The sequence below is a fragment of the Pelagibius sp. genome, from assembly GCF_965249265.1.
Lineage (GTDB): Bacteria > Pseudomonadota > Alphaproteobacteria > Kiloniellales > Kiloniellaceae > Pelagibius.
On sequence record NZ_OZ252224.1, the window covers coordinates 537,446 to 561,114 of the forward strand.

Consider the following 23,669-nt stretch of genomic DNA (forward strand, 5'->3'; position numbering starts at 1 on the left):
CGGCTCTCCGCCCGACTAGCGCCGGGCCAGGGACTTGGCGGGCGGCGTTTTGGCCTCCGGCTTGCCGCTTGAGGGGCCGGAGGAGGAAGGGTTCAGGGCTTCCGGGCGTTCGAAGCGGCCGCGGTCCGGTTCGTCGATGATGTTGGTCAGCACGGTGCGGAACCCCTCCACCGCCTCGGCGCCGGCCTTGCGGTAAGCCTTGGCGATGCGCACGCGCTGGCGCTCGCTCAGCTTGGCTTCCAGTTCGCGGCCCTTGTCGGTCAGCTCCAGCAGCCTTTGCCGCCGGTCGCGCAGGCCCGGCCGCTGGGTGATGAAACCCTCGCGCACCAACTGGCCCAGCACCCGCGACAGCGACTGTTTGGTAATGCGCAGGATGCCCAGCAGATCCGAGACCGTGATCGCCGGATGGCGCCCGACGAAGTAGATCACCCGGTGGTGGGCGCGCCCGAAGCCGTAGTCCGCCAGGATCTGATCCGGCTCTCTGGTGAAATCCCGGTAGCCGAAAAACAGCAGCTCCATCGCCTGGCGCAGCTCCTCCTCGCGCAGGAAGAGGGGGTTGGGTCCGCCTTTTACGTCAGCCATGTTGACATATCTGCCTAATCTTGTTACATCTGATTCACTGGATTTGATAAAAAGTATCAAATTGAGACTATTTGTTGAATAAAAACTCTAAACGGTTAGCATTGCTGACTGATTTTTTCGAGGCGGATCGGTAACAGCGCCCGGACCATAGCAACGTTTGGGGTTTTGGGGATACACGCCGGGTGGCGCGGCGCCGGATCGTTTTTGATCCTGCCGCCGCACTTGCCCGGGAACGGAAACTAACAAGGTTTTAGGGACGAAACGAGCGATGTCCATACTTCCCTTCGACGACCGTGACGGCGTCATCTGGTACAACGGCGAACTGCTGCCTTGGCGGGACGCGAAACTGCATGTCCTCAGCCACGGCCTGCACTACGGAAGCTGCGTCTTCGAGGGCGAGCGCTCCTACGCCGGGCAGGTCTTCAAGATGGAAGAGCACCATCAGCGCCTGCTGGATTCCGGCAAGCTGCTGGGCTTCGACATTCCTTACAGCCGTGAAGAGATCGACGCAGCCGCCGTGGCGGTGCTGGAAGCCAACGGCATCATGGACGGCTATCTGCGCCCGGTCGCCTGGCGCGGCAGCGAGATGATGGCGGTCTCCGCCCAGCATACAAAGATCCACGTCGCCGTCGCCGCCTGGCAGTGGCCGGCCTACTTCACGCCGGAGGCAAGGCTGAAGGGCATCCGCATGGCCTGGGCCGACTGGCGCCGGCCCTCGCCGGAGACCGCGCCCTGCAAGTCCAAGGCCGCCGGCCTCTACATGATCTGCACCATGTCCAAGCACGCTGCCGAGGCCAAGGGCTATGCCGATGCGTTGATGCTGGACTACCGCGGGCAGATCGCCGAGGCGACCGGCGCCAACGTCTTCCTGGTGCAGGACGGCAAGATCCATACGCCGATCCCCGACTGCTTCCTGGACGGCATCACCCGGCGCACCGTCATCGACCTCGCCAAGCGGCGCGGCTACGAGGTGATCGAGCGGGTATTGATGCCCGAGGAACTGGACCGCACCCAGGAGGTCTTCATCACCGGCACCGCGGTGGAGGTGACCCCGGTCTCCGAGATCGAAGGCAAGCACTTCACCCCGGGCGAGATCACCCGTAACCTGATGACCGATTACGACGCCCTGGTGCGCGAGCACGCGGTGGCCAAGGTGGCGTAGTATGCTTTTTCGCGACTGACGTCGCGGCGGTTCCAGCCCGCTCCCCCTCCCGGCCACCCATAGGATACTGGTGCTGGGTGGCCGGGAGGGGGAGCGGGCCGGTGCCGAACGACAACAAAACAACCGGGCGGCACCGAGAAGGGGCCGCCCGGTTTTCTTTTTTTGGAAAGGAGAATGCAGATGTCCCGCGCCTTTGTGAAAGAGGACGACGCCGGTGCGCCGGAGGAACGGGTCGACCTGCCGGTCTCCGAACACCCAAATCTGGTAACGCCTGCCGGCCTTCAGATGCTGCGCGACAAGCTGGGTGTCTACGAGGCCGAGCGCGCGAAACTGAAAGAGCATGACACCGAGCTTGCCGCCCAGTCCCACCTGCCGCGGGTCGAACAGGAAGTGCGCTATTGGGAGGAACGCCTGCGCAGCGCTATCCCGGTCGATCTTTCCGAACAGCCGCGCGACAGTGTTGCCTTCGGCGCCGTGGTCACGGTGGAGGACGCGGAAGGCGCACGCCACGACTACCAGATCGTCGGCGAGGACGAAGCCGACCCCCAGCACGGCAAGGTCTCCTACGTCTCTCCGCTCGCCCGCGCCCTCGACGGCGCCGCCGTCGGCGACCTCATCACCTGGAAACGTCCGGCCGGCGATCAGGAACTGGAGGTGGTGGCGATTGAGTATGGGGGATAGAGCCTTTGAACGTGCCGTCTGTTCCACAAGACATCTCTCCGCCCTTCTGTTGAGGCAAGATAGAATCAAGACCTCACCCTGAGGAGCTTGCAGAGCAAGCGTCTTGAAGGGTGGGAAGTTGCCTGAACTCGTTGGGATCAGAATGGCTGCCTTCGTCTACATCTTGCGCTGTGCTGACGCCAGTTGCTATGTGGGCTCAACCCGCAAGTTTCTTGAGGACCGGATCGCAGAACACAATAGCGGGCTGCTTGGCGGCTACACGCGGTCGCGCCGCCCCGTTGTTCTGATGTGGTCGCAGAACTTCGACCGGATCACTGATGCGATCGCCATGGAACGGCGAGTCAAGGGCTGGCGGCGGGAAAAGAAGGAGGCGCTGATCCGAGGAGAACTCGACGTTCTTCCGGCGCTCGCCGAGCGAAAGAAACACTAGGTTCCTGCGCGCCGCCCATCCTTCGAGACGCCCCTTCGAGGCTCCTCAGGATGAGGATTCTGTCTGAAACACACCATGACGGCTGATCCCGCAAGCGCGTCATAGGTGAGGTGCCAGTCGCCCTAAACCCCCGGCCCTCGTTCTAAATAAGTGTTGAGCACGATGTAGGACTGGGTGCGGATCATGCCGGGTACTTGGTAGAGGCGGTGGAGGATGTCCTCCAGCGCCTTGGTGCTCTCGCAGCGGACTTTCAGGATCACGCAGGTGTCGCCGGCGACGGCGTGGATCTCCTCGATGCGGGAGTCCTCCTGGATCGACAGCAGCTCCGGCGACTTGCCCCAGCCCTCGGTATCCATGTGGATGAAGGCGCAAAGGGGGCGGCCCACCGCCGCGCCGTCGAGCCGCGCGACGGTGCCGGTGATGGCTCCGGCCTTTTTCAGCTTCTTCACCCGCTCATGCACGGCGGGGGCGGAGAGGTGTAGTTGCTCGCCCAGTTCCTTGTAGGAAAGGGTCGCGTCCTCGGCCAGCAGGCCTAACAGTTTTCGGTCCATCGGGTCCATGACGCCACCGTATCAGGTTCGGCGATTAACGCCATTCGTATTTTTCGAATGCGGCCCGATTCCGCTTTGAGCTGAACGATGTTCGGCTATCTATGGGTCATCTTCCACAGAAAGACGGCGGAGCGAGGCATGGCGGAAGCGGCGGCGGGCGGCACAGCACCACGCTTTACGGGCGCGCAGAGCCGCCACCTGGGCTGCCTGATGCTCGGCATCGCCGTGGTCGGGGTGCAGGCCCTGATGGTGGCGCCGCTGTTGACCGACATGGCCCGCGACCTGGGGGTCGGCCCGGAAGTCATCGGCCGCGCCCACGGCGTCTACGGCGCCGGGGTGGCGCTGGCCGCGCTGGCTGCGGCGCCGCGCCTCGATCTCTGGCCGCGGCGGCTGACGGCGCTGCTGGCTATGCTGGTGCTGGCCGCCGCGCTCGTCGCCGCCTCCTTCGCCGCGGACTGGTGGATGCTGGCGGCCGCCCTCGGGGTCTGCGGCCTCGCCGCCGGTGTCATTCTGCCCTCGGTCTATGCCCTGGCCGCCGACCTCTCGCCGCCGAGCCTGCGCGCCCGCGCCGTCGGCCGGGTCATCACCGGCTGGTCTATCGCCCTGGTGCTGGGGGTGCCCTTGGCGGCCTTCCTTTCAGAATCCTTCGGCTGGCGCGGCGTCTTCGCCATCATGGCCGGGCTGGCGGCGCTTTCCGCCTTCACCTTTCTCACGCTGCCGGGACGCAGCGACAGGCAACCCGCCGCCGTGGTGTCCTATCGGGAAGCCCTGACCCAGCCCGGCGTGATCCGCCTGTTGCTCGTGACTCTCGCTTACATGATCGCCTTCTACGGCACCTATACCTTCCTCAGCGATCATCTGCGCGGGCTGCACGACGCGGGCGCCGGTCTCGGCGGGTTCATCGCTCTCGGCTACGGTCTCGGCTTCGGCGCGGCGGTGGTCTTCGACGGTCTGCTCGATCGTCTCGGCCCCCGGCGTCTCGCCGCCCCGGTGTTCCTGCTGATCGGGGGAATCTATCTGGCCATGCCATGGGCCGCTGGTGCCGGACCGCTCGCCATCGTGCTGTTGTCGCTGCCCTGGGGCGTCCTCAACCACCTCGGCCTCAACGTCATCGTCTCGCTGCTGTCCGGCGGGCCCGAAGCGACCCGCGGCGCCGTCATGGGCCTCTACAGCAGCGTCACCTACATCGCCCACTTCCTCGCCGGCGCCGCCATGGGCCTGGTCTACGCCGACTTCGGCTTCACCGTGCTGGCGGTGGTGGCCGGTGCTTGGCTGGTGCTGGCGGCGGGGTTGATGATGGGACGAGGTCGCGGTTAGCGGCTTCATGCTTTGAGACGGCCGCTGCGCGGCCTCCTCAGCATGAGGTGGGAAGATGACCCTTCGGCTTCTCGCTGGTTCAGAATAAAGTAACCACCTCACCCTGAGGAGCTTGCGAAGCAAGCGTCTCGAAGGGTGGGACGCCGTTTACGCCCTTTGAGGTTCGCGTGACCGTCTTCGTCTATATGCTGCGCTGTGCCGACAGCAGTTACTACGTCGGTTCGACGCGCAAGTCGTTGGAGGAGCGGGTCGCCGAACACAACAGCGGATTGCTGGGCGGTTACACGCGATCTCGCGGGCCCGTTGTTCTTGTGTGGTCGCAAGACTTCGAGCAGATCACCGATGCCATCGCCATGGAACGCCGCGTCAAGGGTTGGCGGCGGGAAAAGAAAGAGGCGTTGATCCGGGGAGATCTTAGTGCGTTGGCGGACCTCGCGTCGCGTCGGCAGCGCTAAAGGTTCGCGCGGTTGCATCATCCTTCGAGACGGGCCTTCGGCCCTCCTCAGGATGAGGAAAGAATGTAGGCCTCAACCTGAGTAGTTGTGCATTACCCCGATCGTTGCGGTTACTCCGCCGCGTCCGGGTCCTGCTTCACCCATCGCGCCGCTGCGGCGTCGTCGCTTGAACGGGCATCGACCCACTGGGCGCCCTGATCGGTTTCTTCCAGTTTCCAGAAGGGGGCCTTGGTTTTCAACCAGTCCATGAGGAACTGACAGGCCTCGAAGGCGGCCTCGCGGTGGGCCGAGGCGGCAGCGACCAGGACGATCTGGTCGCCGGGTTCGAGCCGTCCGTAGCGGTGGATGATGAGGCTCGCTTCCAGCGGCCAGCGCGTCTGTGCTTCGGCCTCGATTTCGGCCAGCATCTTCTCGGTCATGGCCGGGTAGTGTTCCAGGGTCATGGCGCTGATCCCCGAGCCCCCGGCCATATCGCGGACCAGCCCGACGAAGACGGCGAGCCCGCCGATGGCGGTGTTGCCGCTGGTCAAAGCAGCCAGTTCTGCGCCAACGTTAAAGTCTTCCGCCTGGACTTTGATCATGATTCTTTCTCCCTTGCGGGGAAGGCGGTTCCAGCCCGCTCCCCCTCCCGGCCACCCGCCCAAGTTTTCTGGGCCAGTATCCTATGGGTGGTCGGGAGGGGGAGCGGGCCGGTGCCGAACATCGAGCGAAGCGAGAGCAAGATCTATCCCCCCGTTACCGGCGGGAAGAGGGCGACCTCGTCGTTGGGGCCGACGGGGTCGCTGTTCTTGGCGAAGGACTGGTTCACCGCAACGCGGATGGCCTTGCGGTCGGAAAGCGCGTCGGCGAACTCCGGCCCACGGCCTTCCAGCCAGGTCAGCAGTTCGCCCACCGTCGCGACGTCCGCCGGCGGACTCACGTCTTCCTCCGAGAGGCCGGTCTTGGTCTTCAACCAGGCGAAATACAGCAGCTTCACGTCGGTCTTCTTCCTCTGGCGTCACCCTTCGAGACGGGCCTGCGGCCCTCCTCAGGGTGAGGTCTTTTCCCTATGCTCCGACCTCATGCTGAGGAGCGAAGCGTCTCGAAGCATGGGACGCCCCACTACATATAGGTCGACCTAATAATAGGTCACTGGGTCACTTCGCTGAAGGGCAGGAAATCCACCATCGCGCCGGCCTCCAGGCGGGTCAAGTCCTCGGGCAGTTCGACCAGGCCGTCGGCGGCGACCAGGGACGACAGGATGCCGGCGCCGTCGCGGGCGAATTTCTCCGCCGTCAGGCCCGAGGCACCCTCCACCAGCCGGGCGCGGACCCACTCGCGGCGGTCGATCTTTTTCTTGTGGTCGAAACCGGCCCTGACCCGGAAGGTATGGGGCGGCGTGTCGTCGCCGCCCATCATGCGCAGGATCACCGGGCGCACGACGTTGAGAAAGGTGACCACCACCGCGACCGGGTTGCCGGGCAGGCCGACGAAGGGCACCCGCCCGACCTGGCCCAGGGCGATGGGACGGCCCGGCTTCACCGCCAGCCGCCAGAGGTGCAGCTTGCCCAGCGCTTCAACCGCCGTCTTTACGTGGTCTTCTTCCCCGACGGAGACGCCGCCGGAGGTGACGATGAGATCGTGTTTGCCTTCGGCCGCGCCCAGTGCTGCCCGCACGGCGTCCAGCCGGTCGGGCAGGATGCCCAGATCGTCGACCCGGCAGCCGAGGCCGCTCAGCAGCGCGTGGATGGTGTAGCGGTTGGAATCGTAGATCGCGCCGGCCTCCAGCGCGGCGCCGGGTTCGCGCAGCTCGTCGCCGGTGGAAAAGAGCGCGACCCGCAGGCGCTGCGAGACCTTGACTTCCTGCCGTCCGACGGCGGCGGCCTGGCCGACGTCCTGGGCGCGCAATCGCTGCCCCTCGTGCAGCACGACGCTGCCCTGTTCGACATCCTCCCCGGCCTTGCGCGCGTTGGACCCCTTCTTGATGCCCGGACGGATCACAACCGTATTGCCCTCGACGGTGCAGTCTTCCTGCATCATCACCGTGTCCGGGCCCCCATTTTCTCCGGCCGGCAGTCTTGCGCCGGTGAAGATACGGATGGCGCTGCCGCGCGGCGCATCGGGCAAGTCCCGCTGCCCGGCGGTGATTCGTCCGGTGATGGGCAGGCGCGTCTCCTGCGCCGGGTCCAGGTCGGCGTGATGGACCGCATAGCCGTCGACGGCGGAGTTCGGCGCCGGGGGAACGTTGACGGGGGAGGTGACGTCCTCGGCCAGGATGCGCCCCAGAGCCTCGGTCAGCGGCACCGTTTCGCGCTCTGTCACGGCGGTGATGCTTTCGGCCAGCAGCCTGCGCGCTTCTTCGACCCGCATCAGCGGGCCGCCCTGGGCGAAGCAGTCGTCGGTGAGCTGCGCCATATTACTCTGCGCTTTCCCGGGCTGCCTCGGTCCCGCTCAGCCCACAGTGGGCGACGACGAAGTCGGCAACGGCCTCGATATCGTTGAGGTCGAGACGCGGCACCGGCAGGCCCGGCAGGTCTTCGTCGCTGGCCACGGCGACCACCTTGGGATCGTCGGGCTGGATCAGCGGCTTGCCGTGGGCCGGGCGGTGGATCTCGATCTTCTCGTGGCCTTCCTTCTTCCAGCCCTCGATGATCAGCAGGTCGACCGGGGTCATGTGCCGCATCAGGCTGAGGCTGTCGGGCTCGGCCTCCTCGCGCAGTTCGTGCATCAGGGCCCAGCGCTTGCCGGAACCGATCATCACCTCGGTCGCTCCCGCGGCGCGGTGCTGATAGGAATCCTTACCCGGCTTGTCGACGTCGAAGGCGTGGTGGGCGTGCTTCATGGTGGAGACCCTGAGGCCGCGGCGCACCAGGGCCGGGATCAACTGGGTCACCAGAGTTGTCTTGCCGCTGCCGCTCCAGCCCGCCAATCCTATTACCTTCACTGGATCATCTCTTTCATGAACTGCCGCTCTCGCCGACCATGTGCTTCAGGCCGCGGGAGAGATAGTCGTAGCCGGTGATGGCGGTCAGGGCGCCGGCGACCCAGAGCCCGGCCTCGCCGATCCACTGTACCGGAATGATCGCCGGGCCGGCCTCGCCGACGATGAGGAAGCCCAGGGCGATCATCTGGATCGCCGTCTTCCATTTCGCCAGGGCGGTCACCGGCACCGAGATCTTGATCTCCGCCAGATACTCGCGCAGGCCGGAGACCAGGATCTCCCGCGCCAGGATGATGATTGCCGGTACGATGAGCAGACCGGAGATCTGCTGGGTCGCGACCAGCATGACGATCAGCGAGGCGACCAGCAGCTTGTCGGCGATGGGGTCGAGGAAGCGGCCCAGGGGCGAGACCTCGTTCATGTGGCGCGCCAGATAGCCGTCGAAATAGTCGGTCACGCAGGCCAGCACATAACCGCCCAGGGCCAGCCAGCGGAACAGCGGCGTGTCGAGATAAAGCAGCACCAGCAGCAGGGGTATCGCCGCGATCCGTGAAAGGGTCAAGATATTGGGCAGGCTGGTCAGCATGACCCCTGGGATTCCTTCCTAAACCGGCGCCTCGCCCGGCCGAAAAGGGGGAGGCTCCTGAATTCCTGCAACGACGTGTCAATCTAGCACAGCCGTATTGCCCTACTCACTGCCCAAGATCAATTGCCGCAAATGATCAGCTCTCCCGGCGGAAATGGTCATAAATCTTCTGCGCAACGGTCTTGCTGATCCCCTCCACCGCTTCGAGGTCGGCGAGGCCGGCCCGGGCCACTGCCTTGGCCGCGCCGAAGTGGAGCAGCAGCGCCTTTTTGCGCTTGGCGCCGATGCCCGGCACATCGTCCAATGCCGAGCGCAGCCGCGCCTTGGAGCGCCCGGCCCGGTGGCTGCCGATAGCGAAGCGGTGCGCCTCGTCGCGCAGGCGCTGGATGAAGTAGAGCAGCGGGTCGCGGGGCTGCAGCATGAAGGACGGCTTGCCCGGGACGAAGATGCGCTCGCGCCCGGCGTCGCGGTCCGGCCCCTTGGCGATGGCGGCGATCGGCAGGTCGCCGAGGCCGAGGTCCGCCAGGACTTCCAGGCCCGCATTGAGCTGGCCCTGGCCACCGTCCAGCAGCACCAGATCGGGCCAGGTGCCGCCGCTGCGCTCCGGGTCTTCCTTCAGGGCGCGCTTGAAGCGCCGGGTCAGCACCTCGCGCATCATCCCATAGTCGTCGCCGCCGACGATGGCCGGGTCCTTGATGCGGAACTTGCGGTAGGCGTTCTTGGTGAAGCCTTCCGGGCCGGCGACCACCATACCGCCGTAGGGCTCGCTGCCCTGAATGTGACTGTTGTCGTAGATCTCGATGCGCGCGGGCACCGCCTCCAGCCCGAAAACCTCGCCGAGTTTTTCCAGCAGGCGGCGCTGGCTGCTGCTTTCCGCCAGACGCCGGGCCAGGGCCTCGCGGGCGTTGTGCAGGGCATTGTCGATCAGTTTACGTTTAGCACCGCGCTGCGGCTGCAGGATCTGCACCTTGCGTTCGGCCTTGATCGACAGCGCCTCGGCAAGCAGGTTCTCCTCCTCCAGCGGATGGCTGACCAGGATGGCGGCGGGAACCGGCTTGTTCTCATAGAACTGCGCAACGAAGGCGGCGAGCACTTCGCCCACCGCCAAGGTCTTGTCGTGGCTCGGGAAATAGGCCCGGTTGCCATAGTTGCGCCCGGCCCGGAAGAAGAACACCTGAATGCAGATCTGCCCGCCTTCCTCATGCGCGGCGATGACATCGGCGTTGTCGACGCCCTCGATGTTGATGTCCTGGTGCGACTGGATGTGGGCCAGGGCGCGGATGCGGTCGCGGTAGACGGCGGCGGTTTCGAAGTCGAGCTTCTCCGATGCGGCCTCCATGGCCGAGGCAAGCTGTTGCTGTACCTGTTGGGACTGGCCGGTAAGGAACCTGCGTGCCTGCTGCACCAGGTCCTGATAGTCGGCGGCGGAAATGCGTTCGACACAGGGGCCCGAGCAGCGCTTGATCTGATACATCAGGCAGGGCCTTGTGCGGCTTGCGTAGACCGCATCGGAACAGGAGCGCAGCAGGAAGGCGCGCTCCAGCGCCGTGATGGTCCGGTTCACCGCGCCGGCCGAGGCGAAGGGACCGAAGTAGTCGCCTTCGCGGGTATGGGCGCCGCGGTGTTTTGTGATCTGCGGCACCGCGTGATCGTCGGCCAGGAGGATGTAAGGGAAAGACTTGTCGTCGCGCAACAGCACGTTGAAGCGCGGCATGAAGCGTTTGATCAGGTTGCTTTCCAGCAACAGCGCCTCGACCTCGGTGTTGGTCTCCACCACCTCCATGGCGACGGTCTCGGCTACCATGCGCTGCAGGCGGTGCGGCATCTTGGACAGCAGCGTGTAGGAGGTGACGCGGCGTTTCAGGTTGCGCGCCTTGCCGACATAAAGCGCATCGCCCTTGCGGTTCAACATGCGATAGACGCCGGGGCTGGCCGACAAGGTCTTCACCGTCTCGGCGATGACGGCCAGGCCCTTTGCGAGGCTCTGTCCGACGTCGCCGTCTGAGATATCCGCGCCCGCATCGGCACCCGCATCAGCATGGGCCCCTGCAGAGGACTCGACCCCATAAGGTTCTGCAGGATCCTCCTCCATTCCCATGGCGGAACGCTTGCCGCCGGCCGAGGGATCGGCGGCCCGGCGCTTGGGGGCCCGGCGCTTGGGGGCAACGCGTCGCTTAGGGGCTCTCGTCATTACGAATCAGTCGCTTATGGAGGAGTCTCTCGCCAAAAGGAAAACAACTGCCAACCGGCGGGTCAATGCTTCCGGCGGCCGCTGGATTCTATCCACCAATGCTGTGGATAAAACTGTGATTATCTTGCCCGCCCGGATGCCACGTCTTAGGGAATTCTACATTTTTGTTAAGCTGCATATTTTTTAGGCAAACATAGTTATGCTATTGATTTATAAACATGAAAGACAAGTCAAGAATAAAGTAAACGGCGGGACCCTAATTTTGTCATAGCCTGTTAGGGGGTTTGGAGGGGGGCTGAGGGGCCTGTGTAAAACTGGCGCCCCGCGGCGCCGGATTGGCTTCTAGTGCAAGGACTTAGCGGAAGGCCGTCATCGACGCGCAGGGGCTGACGCAGAACCAGGGGTTGTCGGCGCGGAGGAAAACTTCCTATTCGGTGTCGCGCCGGCGCTCCAGTTCAATGCCGATGCCACCGATATCGGCGTAGCGGTCCAGCTTTTCGATCCTGATCTTGGTTTCGCGCACCCGGCTGAAGCCGAAGCAGACCACGGCCAATTCCTCGGCCAGGGTTTCAAGAAGGCGGAAGCTGGTGGCAAGGCAGTGCGCCCGGACAGCGTCCGCAAGGACGCCATAGTCGAGCACTTCGTTGATGTTGTCTTCCAGCGGCGGAACCGGATCGACCAGCAGTTCGATGTTGAGACGCAGGCGTTGCGCGCGCGCCCGTTCCTCGTCGCTGACTCCGATGCTGCAGGAAAGTGTCAGATCGCGGATGACGGTACGCTGCACCAGGAGGGTGGATCTGTTTGCGGCGTCGTTTTTTTCAGAGGGGGCTTTGCTCATGTCACGCTAAACCCTGTCGTTGGGGTGGACCTTGTCTGCTGTCGCCCGGTTTGCCCTTTGGTCTGTTCACTTGGCCGCCATCAGTTGCGTGGCGGTGATCGAGGAAGCGGTCGGCGCGGCCACGACCTGTTTGTGCGGATCGAACTGGAACCAGATGAAGGCCACGTAGAGAAGCACGAAGGCCGCTCCCGAAACCCGTCCGATACGCTTGCCGATCAACATGATCGGCACGGCAATGATTGTGGCGCCGGCCAGGATCCAGATATCGAAACTCAGCACTTCCGGTGCGACGGTGACCGGCGTAATGACGAAAAGTGCGCCTAGAATCAACAGGATATTGAAGATGTTCGAGCCGAGGACGTTGCCCAGGGCAACCTCGGTATGCCCGCGTAACGCGGCGACGATTGCCGTGGCCAGTTCCGGCAACGAGGTGCCGAAAGCCACCAGGGTCAGGCCGATGACCGTCTCCGACACGCCGGCGGCGCGGGCGATCACCAGCGCGCCGCGCACCAGAAGTTCGGAGCCGGCAGCCAGGCCGACGATGCCGCCGACAACCAGCAACAAGGCGATCCAGGCAGAGCGCGGCGCGGCACCGGCTTCCTCGATCGCCTCCATGCCGGTGTCTGTATCGTTGCCGCTCTTCAGCTCGGCACGGTAGCTGGCGACGAGGTAGGCGATCAGCAGGGCAATCATGATGACGCCCTGGGGGAAGCCCATGCGTTCCGTGAAGGCCAGCGCGACGAACACGGCGGTCGCCGCGACCATGGCGACAACATCGCGCCGGATCCGCTTGGGCTCCTTGGCGATCGGGCAGAGCAGGGCGGCGAGGCCGAGGATCAACAGGATGTTGGCGATGTTGGAGCCGACCACGTTGCCGACACCGATATCGGTCGCACCCTGAAGGCCGGCGGTCAGGGTCACCACCAGTTCCGGCATCGAGGTCGCGAAGGCGACCACCGTCAGGCCGATGAGCAGAGGGGAGAGGCCGAACCGCAGCGACAGGCCGACGGCACCGCGCAGCAACACCTCGCCGCCGATGAACAGCAGCACCAAACCACCCCCGGCCTGCAAAAACGCTATCGCTGTCATATCCGGACGTGGAACTCGGGCTGGTTGATCAAGGTCAGGCGTGCGGCAACGGCCGGGAAAGGCAGGGAATCCGCCGCGTCGGTCCGCACAATGGCTGAGCTACCGTTAAATGTCGATTGTTCTCGGCTATTTCAATCAGTTCTTCGGCAAGGCGAGTCCTATCAGCCATGCGGCCGTCTCTGCCCGCCGCCGGAGGCTCAAGAATCTTTGTTTCCCGCGGTTTTCAGCAAAAGGGCCGCCGAGTTCATGCAGTAGCGCTGCCCGCCGGGCGGCGGACCGTCGTCGAAGACATGACCGAGGTGGGCGTCGCAGCGCGCGCAAAGCACCTCGGTCCGCCGCATCCAGAGGCTGCGGTCCTCCCTGGTTTCCACGGCTTCGGCCCTGACCGGCGCGGTGAAGGAGGGCCAGCCGGTGCCGGAATCGAACTTGGCGTCGGCGTCGAACAGGGCCTGGCCGCAGCAAACGCAGAGATAGGTGCCGGGGGTTTTGCAGTCGTGATAGCGGCCACTGAAGGCGCGTTCGGTCCCGGCCGCGCGGGTGACGTAGTACTGCTCGCGGCTCAACAGGGCCCGCCATTCCCGGTCGGTCTTCTCTACTTTGCCCGTTTTTTCCAGCTTTTCGGTCATCGGGAACCTTCCTCGCAGGCTTGTCGAAGAATGTGAGGCGTCCCGACCCGGCCGGCAAGGGCGGTTCTCGCGACCGTGATCGGCGGGTCGGGGGTGCCTTGACGTTATGAACGAGCCCGGCGGCCGGGCCGCCAGATGGCCAGCATGCCGGCGCCGGCAATCACCGCCATGCCGATCAGGGTCGTGGTCTGGGGGACTTCGCTCAGGATCAGGTACCCCCAGACGGCGGCGAAGATGAGATAGCTGTAATCGAAGGTGGCGATGACCGGCGGCGGCGCCGACTGATAGGCTTTTGCCAGGGCGACGTGGATGGCGACGTTGGCCACGGCGAGCAGCGCCAGCACGGCGCCGGTCTTCAGGTCGATGGTCACCCAGTCGCCGAGCAGGAAGGGATTGGCCTGCTGTTGTTCGGTGCCGGGCTGCCAGATCCAGAGCACCAGGCTGACCCCGAATCCGCAGAGGATGAAACAGACGTTCAGCATCAGCGACAGCGAGATCGCGCTTTCGGCGGCGCACTTGCTGCGGGTCAGGATCGCGGCCAGGGCGTAGAAGACCGCGGAGGCGATGGGGATGATCATGGCCCAGGAGAAGGACTCGGTTCCCGGCTTCAGGATCACCAGAACGCCGGCGAAACCCAGGGCGATGGCAAGGATACGCCTTGGGCCGACGCCTTCGCCCAGCAGGGTCGCAGCGAAGAGGGTGATGAACAGCGGGCCCGTGTAGTAGGCGGCCGCCACCAGCGAAAGATCGAGCAGCGGCAGGGCGGCATAAAAGGCGATGTACATGGCCACCAGCAGGGCGCCGCGCAGCAGGCCCCAGCCGAGCGCCCGGGGGCGCAGGCCGCCGGTTTCGCGGGCCAGACGGTGGAGCACCAGCAGCAGCGGGATAGCGATCAGGGAGCGCAGGGCAAAGAGCTGCCAGAGCGGCAGGTCCGTGCTCACCAGCTTCACCACCGCATCCTGAAGGGCCATGGTGAGGGTGGCAAAGACGATCATGGTAACGCCGAGCGGGAGCCGGTCCGGCCCGGGCGCGGCGGTTCCGGCCATCAGCCCTTGCGGGTGATCTGCACGATGGTCTCGTGCAGGGCGGAGAGGAAGGCGGAGCGGTCGCGCTGGGAGAAGGGCCGGGGGCCGCCGGCCACCTGGCCGGCTTCGCGCAGTTCGGCCATCAGGTTGCGGCTGGCCAGTGCCATGCCGATGGACTTGTCGGAAAAGCCCTTGCCGTTGTGGGCCAGCACGGCGGCGCCCGCCGTCACGCAGCGGCTCGCCAGGGGCACATCGGCGGTGATGACGACGTCGCCCGGCCCGGCCCGTTCGGCGATCCAGTCGTCGGCGGCATCGAAGCCGGCGCCCACCACCACCCGCTTGATCAGCGGATGCACCGGCAGGGAAATGATATCGTTGGCCACCACCTGCACCGTCCAGCCGTGACGCTCGGCGACTTTATAGATCTCCTGCTTCACCGGGCAGGCATCGGCATCGACGTAAATGGAGTGGTTCCGGGCGGTTGCTTGGGTGTTATCTGTCATTTGGTCAGATTTATCAGCGTGATAATGAGAGATTAGATGAAATCAATCACCACTATCATGTGTCCTAAGGACACATGATAGTGGTGATTTCCTGTGTTGTCAACCCGTTTTACGAAGCAAAAATCTATTGACGCATTGGCTGCTGGCATGTATATACGTCCTAAGGACGTATATACATGCCAGCACCAACTGTTCAAAAAGCGGCTGCCCTCGAAATTGGCAAGCTAAACCAGCCTGTTGTGACTCTCTATCAGGTCGCACTCATTATCTTTGAGCTTTACCAAGCTGGTTCATACAGAGGTGAGAAGCTCGCCTCACTGAAAAAATCACACGCCAATCGTTCAGACTGCACAAGAAACATAAACGCTCTCATCGAGAATGGTGTTCTTGAGGAGAGCAATGCTGTACGCCACAAAGAAGTTTTCAGCGTGCTCGGTAGAGAGTCATCGTCGATCAATGAGATTGCGTGTTCTGTGGATCCATTTGCTTACATCTCTCATTTGAGTGCAATGGAATGGCATGGCCTCACTGATCGCATTGGCCGGGTTTTGACCTACTCATCACCTCCGCCAAAACGATGGCGCGAACATGCTTGGCAGAAAATGCAAAAGGATCTCGGTCAACAAAACATTCAAGAATTTTTTCGCCAAAATCTTCCTCAACTCAAGCGGCTAAACGTAAAAAAAATTAGCCGCGTTTCAGTCCATCGCTATCTAAGCGACCACCTCGGCGCTTTTGTTTCGATCAAAGGGCGGTGTTTAAGGGTATCAACAATTGGCCGAACATTCTTGGATATGATTCGAGAACCGAACCTGTGTGGTGGCATCAGACACGTGATCGATGCTTACACCGAACATGCGCCACGATATCAGAAGCAGATAATAGATGAGATTGATAGGCACGGAACAAAGATCGACAAAGTCCGTGCAGGATATGTTCTTGAGGAACATGCGAACATCACTAGTCCCGCAATTAATACCTGGACTGAATTTGCGCAGCGTGGAGGATCACGTAAACTGGATGCGAATAGTCCCTACAGCCCAGACTATTCGGAACGTTGGTGTCTTTCACTAAATCTTGAAGCATGACGTCATGTCAGCATCTTCAATCGAAATCTGGGTAAATGAGATTGCCGATCAACGCGAATTCCGGCAGGCAGTTCACACCATCCTATACGCAATCTCTCAACATCGCGAACTGCAAGACCTTATGATTCTGAAAGGTGGCATTCTACTTGGTCTGGCCTACGCGAGCACAAGATTCACCAGAGACATTGATTTCTCGACAGATCAAACTCTGCAACAAATAGAGCCCAATGAACTGATAGATGAACTTGACACAGCTCTCGTTGAAGCTGTTGAAGCACTCGGCTACGGCATCGATTGCAGAGTCCAAGGCTGGAAGCAAAAACCTCCGGGGGAAGACAAAGAATTCGCATCTTTGAAAATAAGCGTTGGCTACGCTGACCAAAACAATCTAGGTGCGCACCGCAGGTTACAAAATGGCAAATCCCCCCACGCTGTGAAGATCGACTTTAGTCTCAATGAACCTCGTGGCGAACCTGTCGCAATGGAACTCGACCACAACCAAACGATTCAGACATACAGCTTCCATGATCTTGTCGCAGAGAAGTTCAGGGCTCTACTACAACAGCAGCAGAGAAAGCGCTTCCGAAGGCAAGATACCTACGATTTGTATGGGTTGCTAAGCGAAGAGAAAGTCAGCACCGATATACTTATTAAGGCTCAAATCTTGCTAAGCTTAAAAGAGAAGGCGAACGCAAGGAATCTTGAGGTAGAGAAAGAGTCGATGCGCAACCCCGAAATCGCCCGGCGTTCCAAGGCTCAATACAACCTCTTGGAGCAAGAGATCCAGGGGGAATTGCCCAAATTTGATGAAGCTTATGGCTACATCATGAACTACTACGAAAGCCTTCCTTGGGAGGCGGAAGAGAACCCAACTGACTGACTTTGGTTAGTGGTAGCACTTAAACTGACTTCTGAATCTCAAAAATTCTTGTTCGCTATCTAACGCCGCCTGCCGCGATATCTGCCTTTGCCCTTACGCGACTTGCTGGCGGCGCCGGCCTGGGCGATGCGGTCGGCGAAGCCGCCCCCGCTGCCGTCGCCGCTGGCCGAACCGGGCCGGTCGAGACCCAGTTCCTGGTCGCGCAGGCGCTTCACCTCGTCGCGCAGGCGCGCGGCCTCTTCGAATTCCAGGTCGGCGGCGGCGTCCTGCATGCGCTTTTCCAGATCGGCGATATAGGCCTGCAGGTTATGGCCGATGAGGTGCTTGGTCTTCTCGTCGCCGGTCTTCACCGTGACGTGGTCGCTCTCGTAGACGCTCTCCAGGATATCGGCGATCTGCTTCTTCACCGATTCCGGGGTGATGCCGTTGGCGTCGTTGTAGGCCTGCTGTTTTTCGCGGCGGCGGTTGGTTTCCTCCAGCGCCGCGGTCAGGCTGTCGGTCATCTTGTCGGCGTAGAGCACCACCCGGCCGTCGACGTTGCGAGCCGCCCGGCCGATGGTCTGGATCAGCGAGGTGGTGGAGCGCAGGTAGCCCTCCTTGTCGGCATCCAGGATGCAGACAAGGGCGCATTCGGGAATGTCCAGGCCCTCGCGCAGCAGGTTGATGCCGACCAGTACGTCGAAGACACCGAGGCGCAGGTCGCGGATGATCTCGATGCGCTCCAGGGTATCCACGTCGGAGTGGATGTAGCGCACCTTCAGGCCCGCCTCGTGGAGATACTCGGTCAGATCCTCGGCCATGCGCTTGGTGAGCGTCGTCACCAGCACCCGGTTGCCGGCCGCGGCCATGTCCTTGCACTCGCCGATCAGGTCGTCGACCTGGCTTTCCGTGGGCCGGATGATGCAGACCGGGTCGATCAACCCGGTCGGTCGGATCACCTGTTCAACGAAGACGCCGCCGGTCTGCTTCAGCTCCCAGGGGCCGGGGGTGGCCGAGACGTAGACCGTCTGCGGGCGCATCTGTTCCCATTCCTCGAACTTCAGCGGCCGGTTGTCGATGGCCGAGGGCAGGCGGAAACCGTATTCCGCCAGGGTCGACTTGCGCGAATAGTCGCCGCGGTACATGCCGTTCAACTGACCCACGGTCACGTGGCTCTCGTCGACGAAGAGCAGCGCATCCTCCGGCAGGTATTCAAAGAGCGTCGGCGGCGGCTCGCCCGCATTGCGTCCGGTCAGGTAGCGCGAATAGTTCTCGATCCCGGCGCAGGAGCCGGTGGCCTCGATCATTTCCAGATCGAACATGGTGCGCTGCTCCAGGCGCTGGGCCTCCAGCAGCTTGCCCTGCTGGTTGAAGAGATCGAGCTGGATCTTCAGGTCTTCTTTGATCTGCTTTGCGGCCTGCTGCAGGGTCGGGCGCGGCGTCACATAGTGGCTGTTGGCGTAGACCTTCATGGCCTCAAGGCTGTCGGTCTTGTCGCCGGTCAGCGGGTCGAACTCATGGATCGTCTCCACTTCATCGCCGAAGAGGGTGAGGCGCCAGGCGCGGTCTTCATAGTGGGCCGGGAAGACGTCGATGGTATCGCCGCGCACGCGAAAGGTGCCGCGGTGGAAGTTGCCGTCGTTGCGCTTGTATTGCAGCTCCACCAGCTTCTTCAGCAGATCGGCGCGGCGGATCTCCTGCCCGGCCTTCACCTCCACCGTCATGGTGGCATAGGTCTCCGGCGAGCCGATGCCGTAGATGCAGGAGACCGAGGCGACGATCACCACGTCGCGGCGCTCGAACAGCGCGCGGGTGGCGGCGTGGCGCATGCGGTCGATCTGCTCGTTGATCGAGCTTTCCTTCTCGATATAGGTGTCGCTGCGCGGGACGTAGGCTTCCGGCTGGTAGTAGTCGTAGTAGGAGACGAAGTACTCCACCGAGTTTTCCGGGAAGAACGACTTCATCTCCGCATAGAGCTGCGCGGCGAGGGTCTTGTTGGGCGCGAGCACCAGGGAGGGGCGCTGCAGCTCGGCGATGATCTGCGCGGCGGTGAAGGTCTTGCCGGAGCCGGTGACGCCGAGCAGCACCTGGTCGCGCTCGCCCTCGACCAGGCCGCCGGTCAGCTCCTTGATCGCCTGGGGCTGGTCGCCGGCCGGCACGAAGTCGGAATTGATCTTGAACGGCGTGGCGGCGGAGGGGCTGGCGAGCAGGTCCAGTGGCTTGGCCGGTGCGGGGGTCAGGGTGGTATCGGACATGTCTCTTTATATGCGCTCTGCCCGGCCTGAGGCCAGGGGCGAAGCGGGGGCGTTGCTGACACCTGTCTGTCAGGAGAGTCGGGAGACTGGCAGGAGAACCGGGGTGGCGTCTTGACGTTCCGAGGCCGTTTCTCTATATTCAACCAAATGGTTGAATATTCTGATCAAGCCCTGGACCGCACTTTCTCCGCCCTGGCCGACCCGACCCGGCGCGCCATTCTCGGCCGCCTGATGTCCGGCGAGGCGCGGGTGACGGAGATCGCCGAGCCTTTCGAGATGTCGTTGAACGCGGTCTCCAAGCATGTCGCGGTTCTGGAACGGGCCGGGCTGGTGAAGCGTGATGTGCAGGGCCGCGTCCACCAGCTTTCGTTCGAGGGCGCGCCGATCCTGGAGGCGGCGCGCTGGATGGAAGAAACCCGCCGCTTCTGGGAAGCCCGGCTCGATGCCCTGGAAGCCTTTCTGGAGAAGCAGAACCCCGAAGAGAGTTCCCCCCAAGTCAGCAATCCCCGAAGCAATCCCCCCGGAAAAAAGGACTGATGATCATGAGCGACGTACTCGCCAGCGACAGCGTGGCTCCGGCCGCGGCTTTCGGTTCCGCCCCCACGGTGCGGATCACCCGCATCTATGCCGCCTCTCCCCAGGCGGTCTTCGATGCCTGGACCAATCCGGAGCAGCTCAGCCAATGGCTCTGCCCTTACGATCTGACCGTGGCCCAGGTGGACATGGATCTGCGGGTCGGCGGCACTTACAGCGTCCTCATGCAGGGCGAGGAGAAGCACGAGCATCACGGCGTTTTCGAATCCATCGAAGCGCCGTCGCGCCTCGTCATGTCCTGGGCCGGCGGCGGCCTGAAAGGAATCGAGAGCCGGCTGACCATCGCCATTGAGGCGGCGCAAACCCCGGACGGCCGGCAGGCTGCGCGCATGACCCTGATCCACGAGCGCTTCCCCGACGCCGAGACCTCCCAGAACTATGAGGGTGGCTGGAACAGCGCTTTCGACAAGCTGGAAAGGGCGCTGGACGCGTAACGCCTGTTACCCGAGCGCCGACCCGATGATGAAACAGGAGACGAACCCATGAGTGAAGCAGCCCTCAGCAGGCCCGTGGTGCGCCTGACCCGCAAACTGGCGGCCAGCCCTGAGCTGGTCTTCGATGCCTGGACCGACCCGGCGATGGTGAGCCAGTGGCTGATCCCCGGCGAGATGGTGATGGCCGCCATCGAGATCGACTTGAGGGTCGGCGGCCGTTTCGATTTCGTCATGAAGGGCGATGAACCGCATCCCCATGCCGGCGTCTACAAGGTGATCGACCGTCCGAAGAAACTGGCGTTCACCTGGTCGTCCTCGGCGACCAATCACCAGGAAACGCTGGTCACCGTCGAGATCAAACCGCTGGGCCAGGGCTCGGAGCTGACTCTGACCCACGAGGGTTTCGCCGACGATGCCATGGCCGGCCTGCACAACGGCGGCTGGACCGCCTGCTTCGAAAAGCTGGTGCCTTTCGTCGAGGACTGAAACGGCAGCACGAAAATCATCCCCCTCCCGACCTCCCCCCATCAAGGGGGGAGGGGGAACTAACTCGCCGCATAGACACACTCCCTCCCCCTCGATGGGGGTAATTATATACTTGACTGAACAATTCTGAGATCCTATCAGTTTCGCGGAAGGCAATGCGCGTATTCCGCGAAAGCTGGTAGGATGGCGCATGGATTGGTCACATTTTGGTCATTTCGACCGGATAGCGGATGCGGTAGATGCATTCCTTGGGGCTGAGAAGTCCCTTACAGGCACGGCGAAATGGCATGATGGCACTGGCGACGGCGATTGGCGGACATCGTACGTGGTTCTAGCGGAGGGCGAGCATGTGGGGGCCGCGCTTGACCTAACAGCCTACCCTCACATCCCCACGGATCGGGAAGACTGTCGGTTCACGATCACCTTAAACTGTCCGCAACCCATTTGGCGTATAGACTTTGAGCCTCCTGATAAAGGGCACACAAACCCGCTCGACCGGAGCCGGTTTCTGGGCGAAGGACTAGTGTATGGGCCGCACTACCATTCGTGGCCGGATAATCGGCACATTGCCACAAAGGCTATGTTGCCAAAGGAGTTAGGTTGCGCACGCACGCTGCCACCCCAGATTAGGCGATGGGAGCAAGCATTTCGCTGGTTTTGCGGGGAAACAGGCATTACGCTCCCGTCGGGGGCAATGCTTGAACTGCCGAAAAGGAGTAGGCTGGTTTGAGCCAGATCGATTACATCAACGAAGCCTTGCGATCCTTTTTGCGGTGTGTGCAGCAAGAGGGGCGTATCGCCGTGCCTACGCTTTGCCTCTATCCGTCAAACTCGACTGTCACTGTGTATGTGACGGGCGGCGAGCGTGAAGTGGTGGTTTCTGACGGCGGCGGTGCCATGCACGAGATTGCCGCGCACGGGTTGCCTGCAACCAATCAAGCGGGGCGGATTCTTAGCACCCACTGTCGGAGTAACGGCCTCAAGCACGACGGAAAGAGGATCTATTCAGACGCTATCCCTTTAGCCGCAATCAGTAGCGCAATTGCATTGGTCGCCAACGCATCGTCACTGGCCGCGCATGATGCTCTATCTAAAATTCGTGTTCGCCAACGCCGTGATTTGCGCGAGGCTCTAAAGTCGGTGCTTGAGAAGCGCTATTCGAAAGATCAAATCAAACACGAAGTGCCGATCATGGGTGAGAGTGCAAAGCAGTACAAATTTGATACCGTCATTGAGCTTGGTGGAGATCGCAGGCTGATTGTAGATACGGTTGTTCCCGAAGCATCATCTATCAATGCTCGCATTGTCTCTCACATAGATGTTTCTAAAAGGGATGATCCGACCGTCATGCAACGGATTGTCTATGACCAAGGGGAAGAGTGGAGCGGAGCAAACCTTAAATTGCTGCAGATGGCCGCGACGCTCGTGCCGTTTGAAATGGTTGGACCAAATCTTGATAGACTGAGAGTCTCATGACGGAACGGACCGAAAGAGACGCGACAAGAGATCCGAAGTTTGAAAAGGTGGTTCAGCACTTCCTGAAAACACCACCCAAACCCCACAAGCCCAAGAAGGGCAAACCCAAAAAGAAAACCCCGGCCGAATGAGCCGGGGTTTCTGGTTAAGGAGTATAGAATGCGAGAGACAATCATCCACTGGGTTGCAAAAATGCTTCGGCTGACAATACGCATTGATGGCCGGGCATTTGGTAGGTTGCCGCGCTCCACCAGCGTCACCGATTGCACGCATTCCACTTCTTGAGAAGTTCCTTGTCTCCACCAAGAAGATTTCGCCACACGCCGGTTTCGGCTTGTATGACGATCAGGCGATCATTGGCACTAAGCTTCTCATTGACATAGTCGAAGACTTTCTCGGCACTCGCGCTAGGGTCGGTACTCAATTAGGGATTCCCCTACGTCTGCAGTTGTGATTCTTTGATCCAGGTTTCCCAAGGCAGGGAGGATTGGATGGCACGGCTTTACTGGCTTTCGGACGAGGAATGGGCTCGGATCGAGCCTTATCTGCCGCGCGGTCGGCGCGGGGCTCATCGGGTGGATGACCGTCGGGTGATTTCCGGTATCGTCCATATGCTCAAGGTCGGAGCGCGCTGGCGCGACTGTCCGTCGGAATACGGCCCCTACACGACGATCTACAACCGCTTCAATCGCTGGAGCAAGCAAGGGGTTTGGGAGGATATTTTCTACGCCCTGACGGGTAAAAGTGTTGTCGTATCGACCACAGCGGTCGATTCCACCCACATCAAGGCGCACCGCTCGGCGGCGGGGGCAAAAGGGGGGACTTCGAGCACGCAATCGGTCGATCGCGCGGCGGACGGACGACTAAAATTCATGCCATAACCGATGCACTGGGGCGCCCTATTGCCCTCTCGATCACGCCCGGACAGACCCATGATCTGGTCGGCGCGGCCATGCTTCTCGAGCGCATACCAACCCCTAAACGGCTCCTGGCCGATCGCGCCTATGACGCCGCAAAGCTGCGGGACTGGTTGATCGAACGAGGCTGCCAGCCGGTCATCCCTCCAAACCCAACCCGCAAGCATCCTCAATCGTACGACAAAGTCGCCTACCGAGACCGCAACCGCGTGGAGCGGATGTTCTGTCGGCTCAAGGATTTCAGAAGGATAGCAACCCGCTACGACAAGCGCGCCGATATCTTCCTCGCCGCCATCTGTCTGGCCGCATCTATCACTTGGTGGCTCAATTGAGTCTCGACCCTAGAGCAAACAAACCAGACAGTTTCAAGGATGCGCTGACGCAACTTGTATTTCTGCTCCAGGTGCTTATCCATCTGTGCGTGAGTTGGCGTACTCCCGTTCAAGTCATAAGAAATGAAGTATGCGGGCATTTCCAATCCCCCGTTTATGCAAAAGCGGGAAAAGTCTGACTCTAATACAACCAGAGAGTCAATTGAGTTTTATCGTATTTCTCGCCAATCGCGAGCCAACAAGCGAAGCGTCACCTCCTTGAAGGTAAGGCG

The 23,669-nt window shown here is 62.0% G+C and carries 26 protein-coding genes; 12 read left to right on the top strand and 14 right to left on the bottom strand.

Translation table 11 applies throughout. From position 1 onward, the window contains the following. Positions 1-15 precede the first annotated feature (15 nt). On the bottom strand, positions 16-582 hold the full coding sequence (locus ACP146_RS02705; protein ID WP_422365229.1) for a MarR family winged helix-turn-helix transcriptional regulator: 567 nt from the start codon (positions 580-582) through the stop codon (positions 16-18). A 268-nt stretch (positions 583-850) separates the two neighbouring features. Between ACP146_RS02705 and ACP146_RS02710 the strand changes: the two genes are divergently transcribed. From ACP146_RS02710 to ACP146_RS02720, 3 genes are all read left to right on the top strand, one after another. After that, a complete protein-coding gene (locus tag ACP146_RS02710; RefSeq protein ID WP_422365230.1) occupies positions 851-1,744 on the top strand; it encodes a branched-chain amino acid aminotransferase in 894 nt (297 codons plus the stop codon). Between the two features lie 180 nt (positions 1,745-1,924). After that, positions 1,925-2,425 carry a GreA/GreB family elongation factor gene (locus tag ACP146_RS02715; protein ID WP_422365231.1) on the top strand — a complete coding sequence of 167 codons (501 nt, stop codon included), beginning with the start codon at positions 1,925-1,927 and terminating at the stop codon, positions 2,423-2,425. Between the two features lie 142 nt (positions 2,426-2,567). Further along, positions 2,568-2,855: a GIY-YIG nuclease family protein gene (locus tag ACP146_RS02720; protein ID WP_422365232.1), complete on the top strand. Its 288-nt coding sequence runs from the start codon at positions 2,568-2,570 to the stop codon at positions 2,853-2,855. A 122-nt stretch (positions 2,856-2,977) separates the two neighbouring features. On the opposite strand, the gene ACP146_RS02725 is transcribed toward ACP146_RS02720, so the two are convergent. After that, positions 2,978-3,406 (bottom strand): Lrp/AsnC family transcriptional regulator, encoded by a 429-nt coding sequence (locus ACP146_RS02725; protein ID WP_422365233.1) that lies wholly within the window; start codon positions 3,404-3,406, stop codon positions 2,978-2,980. An 87-nt stretch (positions 3,407-3,493) separates the two neighbouring features. Here ACP146_RS02725 and ACP146_RS02730 point away from each other — a divergent pair, with 87 nt between their 5' ends. Continuing rightward, positions 3,494-4,723, top strand: coding sequence for an MFS transporter (locus ACP146_RS02730; RefSeq protein ID WP_422365234.1), 1,230 nt, complete (start codon positions 3,494-3,496; stop codon positions 4,721-4,723). Between the two features lie 167 nt (positions 4,724-4,890). Continuing rightward, positions 4,891-5,178 (top strand): GIY-YIG nuclease family protein, encoded by a 288-nt coding sequence (locus ACP146_RS02735; RefSeq protein WP_422365235.1) that lies wholly within the window; start codon positions 4,891-4,893, stop codon positions 5,176-5,178. 110 nt (positions 5,179-5,288) lie between these two features. Here the strand turns inward: ACP146_RS02735 and ACP146_RS02740 are convergent, their stop codons facing one another. The 11 genes from ACP146_RS02740 to ACP146_RS02790 form a co-directional block, all read right to left on the bottom strand. Beyond that, positions 5,289-5,762, bottom strand: coding sequence for a molybdenum cofactor biosynthesis protein MoaE (locus tag ACP146_RS02740; RefSeq protein WP_422369611.1), 474 nt, complete (start codon positions 5,760-5,762; stop codon positions 5,289-5,291). 140 nt (positions 5,763-5,902) lie between these two features. Further along, the gene (gene moaD / locus ACP146_RS02745) at positions 5,903-6,154 is read right to left on the bottom strand and encodes a molybdopterin converting factor subunit 1 (protein WP_422365236.1); all 252 of its coding nucleotides are present in this window, start codon (positions 6,152-6,154) and stop codon (positions 5,903-5,905) included. Between the two features lie 152 nt (positions 6,155-6,306). Then, a complete protein-coding gene (gene glp, locus ACP146_RS02750; protein ID WP_422365237.1) occupies positions 6,307-7,572 on the bottom strand; it encodes a gephyrin-like molybdotransferase Glp in 1,266 nt (421 codons plus the stop codon). A gap of 1 nt (position 7,573) precedes the next feature. Continuing rightward, entirely contained in the window at positions 7,574-8,101 is a 528-nt protein-coding gene (gene mobB, locus ACP146_RS02755) for a molybdopterin-guanine dinucleotide biosynthesis protein B (protein WP_422365238.1), read from the bottom strand. Positions 8,102-8,114: 13 nt separating this feature from the next. Then, positions 8,115-8,684, bottom strand: a complete 570-nt coding sequence (gene pgsA, locus ACP146_RS02760; RefSeq protein ID WP_422365239.1) for a CDP-diacylglycerol--glycerol-3-phosphate 3-phosphatidyltransferase — start codon at positions 8,682-8,684, stop codon at positions 8,115-8,117. A gap of 136 nt (positions 8,685-8,820) precedes the next feature. Continuing rightward, positions 8,821-10,875: an excinuclease ABC subunit UvrC gene (gene uvrC, locus ACP146_RS02765; RefSeq protein ID WP_422365240.1), complete on the bottom strand. Its 2,055-nt coding sequence runs from the start codon at positions 10,873-10,875 to the stop codon at positions 8,821-8,823. A gap of 427 nt (positions 10,876-11,302) precedes the next feature. Beyond that, positions 11,303-11,713 (bottom strand): dihydroneopterin aldolase, encoded by a 411-nt coding sequence (locus ACP146_RS02770; RefSeq protein WP_422365241.1) that lies wholly within the window; start codon positions 11,711-11,713, stop codon positions 11,303-11,305. Between the two features lie 66 nt (positions 11,714-11,779). After that, positions 11,780-12,802 carry a calcium/sodium antiporter gene (locus tag ACP146_RS02775; protein ID WP_422365242.1) on the bottom strand — a complete coding sequence of 341 codons (1,023 nt, stop codon included), beginning with the start codon at positions 12,800-12,802 and terminating at the stop codon, positions 11,780-11,782. Between the two features lie 197 nt (positions 12,803-12,999). Next, positions 13,000-13,428: a peptide-methionine (R)-S-oxide reductase MsrB gene (gene msrB, locus ACP146_RS02780; protein WP_422365243.1), complete on the bottom strand. Its 429-nt coding sequence runs from the start codon at positions 13,426-13,428 to the stop codon at positions 13,000-13,002. 104 nt (positions 13,429-13,532) lie between these two features. Next, positions 13,533-14,474 carry a DMT family transporter gene (locus ACP146_RS02785; protein ID WP_422365244.1) on the bottom strand — a complete coding sequence of 314 codons (942 nt, stop codon included), beginning with the start codon at positions 14,472-14,474 and terminating at the stop codon, positions 13,533-13,535. Beyond that, positions 14,474-14,956, bottom strand: a complete 483-nt coding sequence (locus ACP146_RS02790) for a YaiI/YqxD family protein (RefSeq protein ID WP_422365245.1) — start codon at positions 14,954-14,956, stop codon at positions 14,474-14,476. Before ACP146_RS02790 ends, ACP146_RS02785 begins: the two co-directional genes overlap by 1 nt. A 176-nt stretch (positions 14,957-15,132) precedes the next feature. Between ACP146_RS02790 and ACP146_RS02795 the strand changes: the two genes are divergently transcribed. Together ACP146_RS02795 and ACP146_RS02800 are read left to right on the top strand one after the other, a co-directional pair. Next, on the top strand, positions 15,133-16,044 hold the full coding sequence (locus ACP146_RS02795; protein WP_422365246.1) for a type IV toxin-antitoxin system AbiEi family antitoxin domain-containing protein: 912 nt from the start codon (positions 15,133-15,135) through the stop codon (positions 16,042-16,044). A gap of 4 nt (positions 16,045-16,048) precedes the next feature. Continuing rightward, on the top strand, positions 16,049-16,924 hold the full coding sequence (locus tag ACP146_RS02800) for a nucleotidyl transferase AbiEii/AbiGii toxin family protein (protein WP_422365247.1): 876 nt from the start codon (positions 16,049-16,051) through the stop codon (positions 16,922-16,924). A 59-nt stretch (positions 16,925-16,983) separates the two neighbouring features. Here the strand turns inward: ACP146_RS02800 and uvrB are convergent, their stop codons facing one another. Next, positions 16,984-19,158: an excinuclease ABC subunit UvrB gene (uvrB, locus tag ACP146_RS02805; RefSeq protein WP_422365248.1), complete on the bottom strand. Its 2,175-nt coding sequence runs from the start codon at positions 19,156-19,158 to the stop codon at positions 16,984-16,986. 147 nt (positions 19,159-19,305) lie between these two features. Here uvrB and ACP146_RS02810 point away from each other — a divergent pair, with 147 nt between their 5' ends. The 5 genes from ACP146_RS02810 to ACP146_RS02830 all read left to right on the top strand — a co-directional run bounded on the left by ACP146_RS02810 (position 19,306) and on the right by ACP146_RS02830 (position 23,397). Then, complete coding sequence (locus ACP146_RS02810; protein WP_422365249.1) at positions 19,306-19,695, top strand: ArsR/SmtB family transcription factor; 390 nt, start codon at positions 19,306-19,308, stop codon at positions 19,693-19,695. Positions 19,696-19,700: 5 nt separating this feature from the next. Continuing rightward, positions 19,701-20,186 (top strand): SRPBCC family protein, encoded by a 486-nt coding sequence (locus ACP146_RS02815; RefSeq protein ID WP_422365250.1) that lies wholly within the window; start codon positions 19,701-19,703, stop codon positions 20,184-20,186. 48 nt (positions 20,187-20,234) lie between these two features. After that, entirely contained in the window at positions 20,235-20,672 is a 438-nt protein-coding gene (locus ACP146_RS02820) for an SRPBCC family protein (RefSeq protein WP_422365251.1), read from the top strand. A 726-nt stretch (positions 20,673-21,398) separates the two neighbouring features. Further along, on the top strand, positions 21,399-22,148 hold the full coding sequence (locus ACP146_RS02825; RefSeq protein ID WP_422365252.1) for a hypothetical protein: 750 nt from the start codon (positions 21,399-21,401) through the stop codon (positions 22,146-22,148). Between the two features lie 491 nt (positions 22,149-22,639). Next, a protein-coding gene (locus ACP146_RS02830) for an IS5 family transposase (RefSeq protein ID WP_422364888.1) occupies positions 22,640-23,397 on the top strand; the annotation gives its coding sequence in 2 pieces (ribosomal slippage) (positions 22,640-22,963 and positions 22,966-23,397; 756 coding nt in all). The last annotated feature ends 272 nt before the right edge of the window (positions 23,398-23,669 follow it).

Coding starts and splice junctions, on each gene's coding strand:
- uvrC (WP_422365240.1), bottom strand. CDS start 10,875: ATGACGAGAGCCCCTAAGCGACGCGTTGCCCCCAAGCGCCGGGCCCCC.
- ACP146_RS02820 (WP_422365251.1), top strand. CDS start 20,235: ATGAGTGAAGCAGCCCTCAGCAGGCCCGTGGTGCGCCTGACCCGCAAA.
- ACP146_RS02715 (WP_422365231.1), top strand. CDS start 1,925: ATGTCCCGCGCCTTTGTGAAAGAGGACGACGCCGGTGCGCCGGAGGAA.
- ACP146_RS02775 (WP_422365242.1), bottom strand. CDS start 12,802: ATGACAGCGATAGCGTTTTTGCAGGCCGGGGGTGGTTTGGTGCTGCTG.
- ACP146_RS02810 (WP_422365249.1), top strand. CDS start 19,306: ATGGTTGAATATTCTGATCAAGCCCTGGACCGCACTTTCTCCGCCCTG.
- ACP146_RS02730 (WP_422365234.1), top strand. CDS start 3,494: ATGTTCGGCTATCTATGGGTCATCTTCCACAGAAAGACGGCGGAGCGA.
- ACP146_RS02720 (WP_422365232.1), top strand. CDS start 2,568: ATGGCTGCCTTCGTCTACATCTTGCGCTGTGCTGACGCCAGTTGCTAT.
- pgsA (WP_422365239.1), bottom strand. CDS start 8,684: ATGCTGACCAGCCTGCCCAATATCTTGACCCTTTCACGGATCGCGGCG.
- ACP146_RS02725 (WP_422365233.1), bottom strand. CDS start 3,406: ATGGACCGAAAACTGTTAGGCCTGCTGGCCGAGGACGCGACCCTTTCC.
- ACP146_RS02795 (WP_422365246.1), top strand. CDS start 15,133: ATGCCAGCACCAACTGTTCAAAAAGCGGCTGCCCTCGAAATTGGCAAG.
- ACP146_RS02705 (WP_422365229.1), bottom strand. CDS start 582: ATGGCTGACGTAAAAGGCGGACCCAACCCCCTCTTCCTGCGCGAGGAG.
- ACP146_RS02785 (WP_422365244.1), bottom strand. CDS start 14,474: ATGGCCGGAACCGCCGCGCCCGGGCCGGACCGGCTCCCGCTCGGCGTT.
- ACP146_RS02815 (WP_422365250.1), top strand. CDS start 19,701: ATGAGCGACGTACTCGCCAGCGACAGCGTGGCTCCGGCCGCGGCTTTC.
- ACP146_RS02800 (WP_422365247.1), top strand. CDS start 16,049: ATGTCAGCATCTTCAATCGAAATCTGGGTAAATGAGATTGCCGATCAA.
- uvrB (WP_422365248.1), bottom strand. CDS start 19,158: ATGTCCGATACCACCCTGACCCCCGCACCGGCCAAGCCACTGGACCTG.
- ACP146_RS02790 (WP_422365245.1), bottom strand. CDS start 14,956: ATGACAGATAACACCCAAGCAACCGCCCGGAACCACTCCATTTACGTC.
- ACP146_RS02710 (WP_422365230.1), top strand. CDS start 851: ATGTCCATACTTCCCTTCGACGACCGTGACGGCGTCATCTGGTACAAC.
- msrB (WP_422365243.1), bottom strand. CDS start 13,428: ATGACCGAAAAGCTGGAAAAAACGGGCAAAGTAGAGAAGACCGACCGG.
- ACP146_RS02770 (WP_422365241.1), bottom strand. CDS start 11,713: ATGAGCAAAGCCCCCTCTGAAAAAAACGACGCCGCAAACAGATCCACC.
- glp (WP_422365237.1), bottom strand. CDS start 7,572: ATGGCGCAGCTCACCGACGACTGCTTCGCCCAGGGCGGCCCGCTGATG.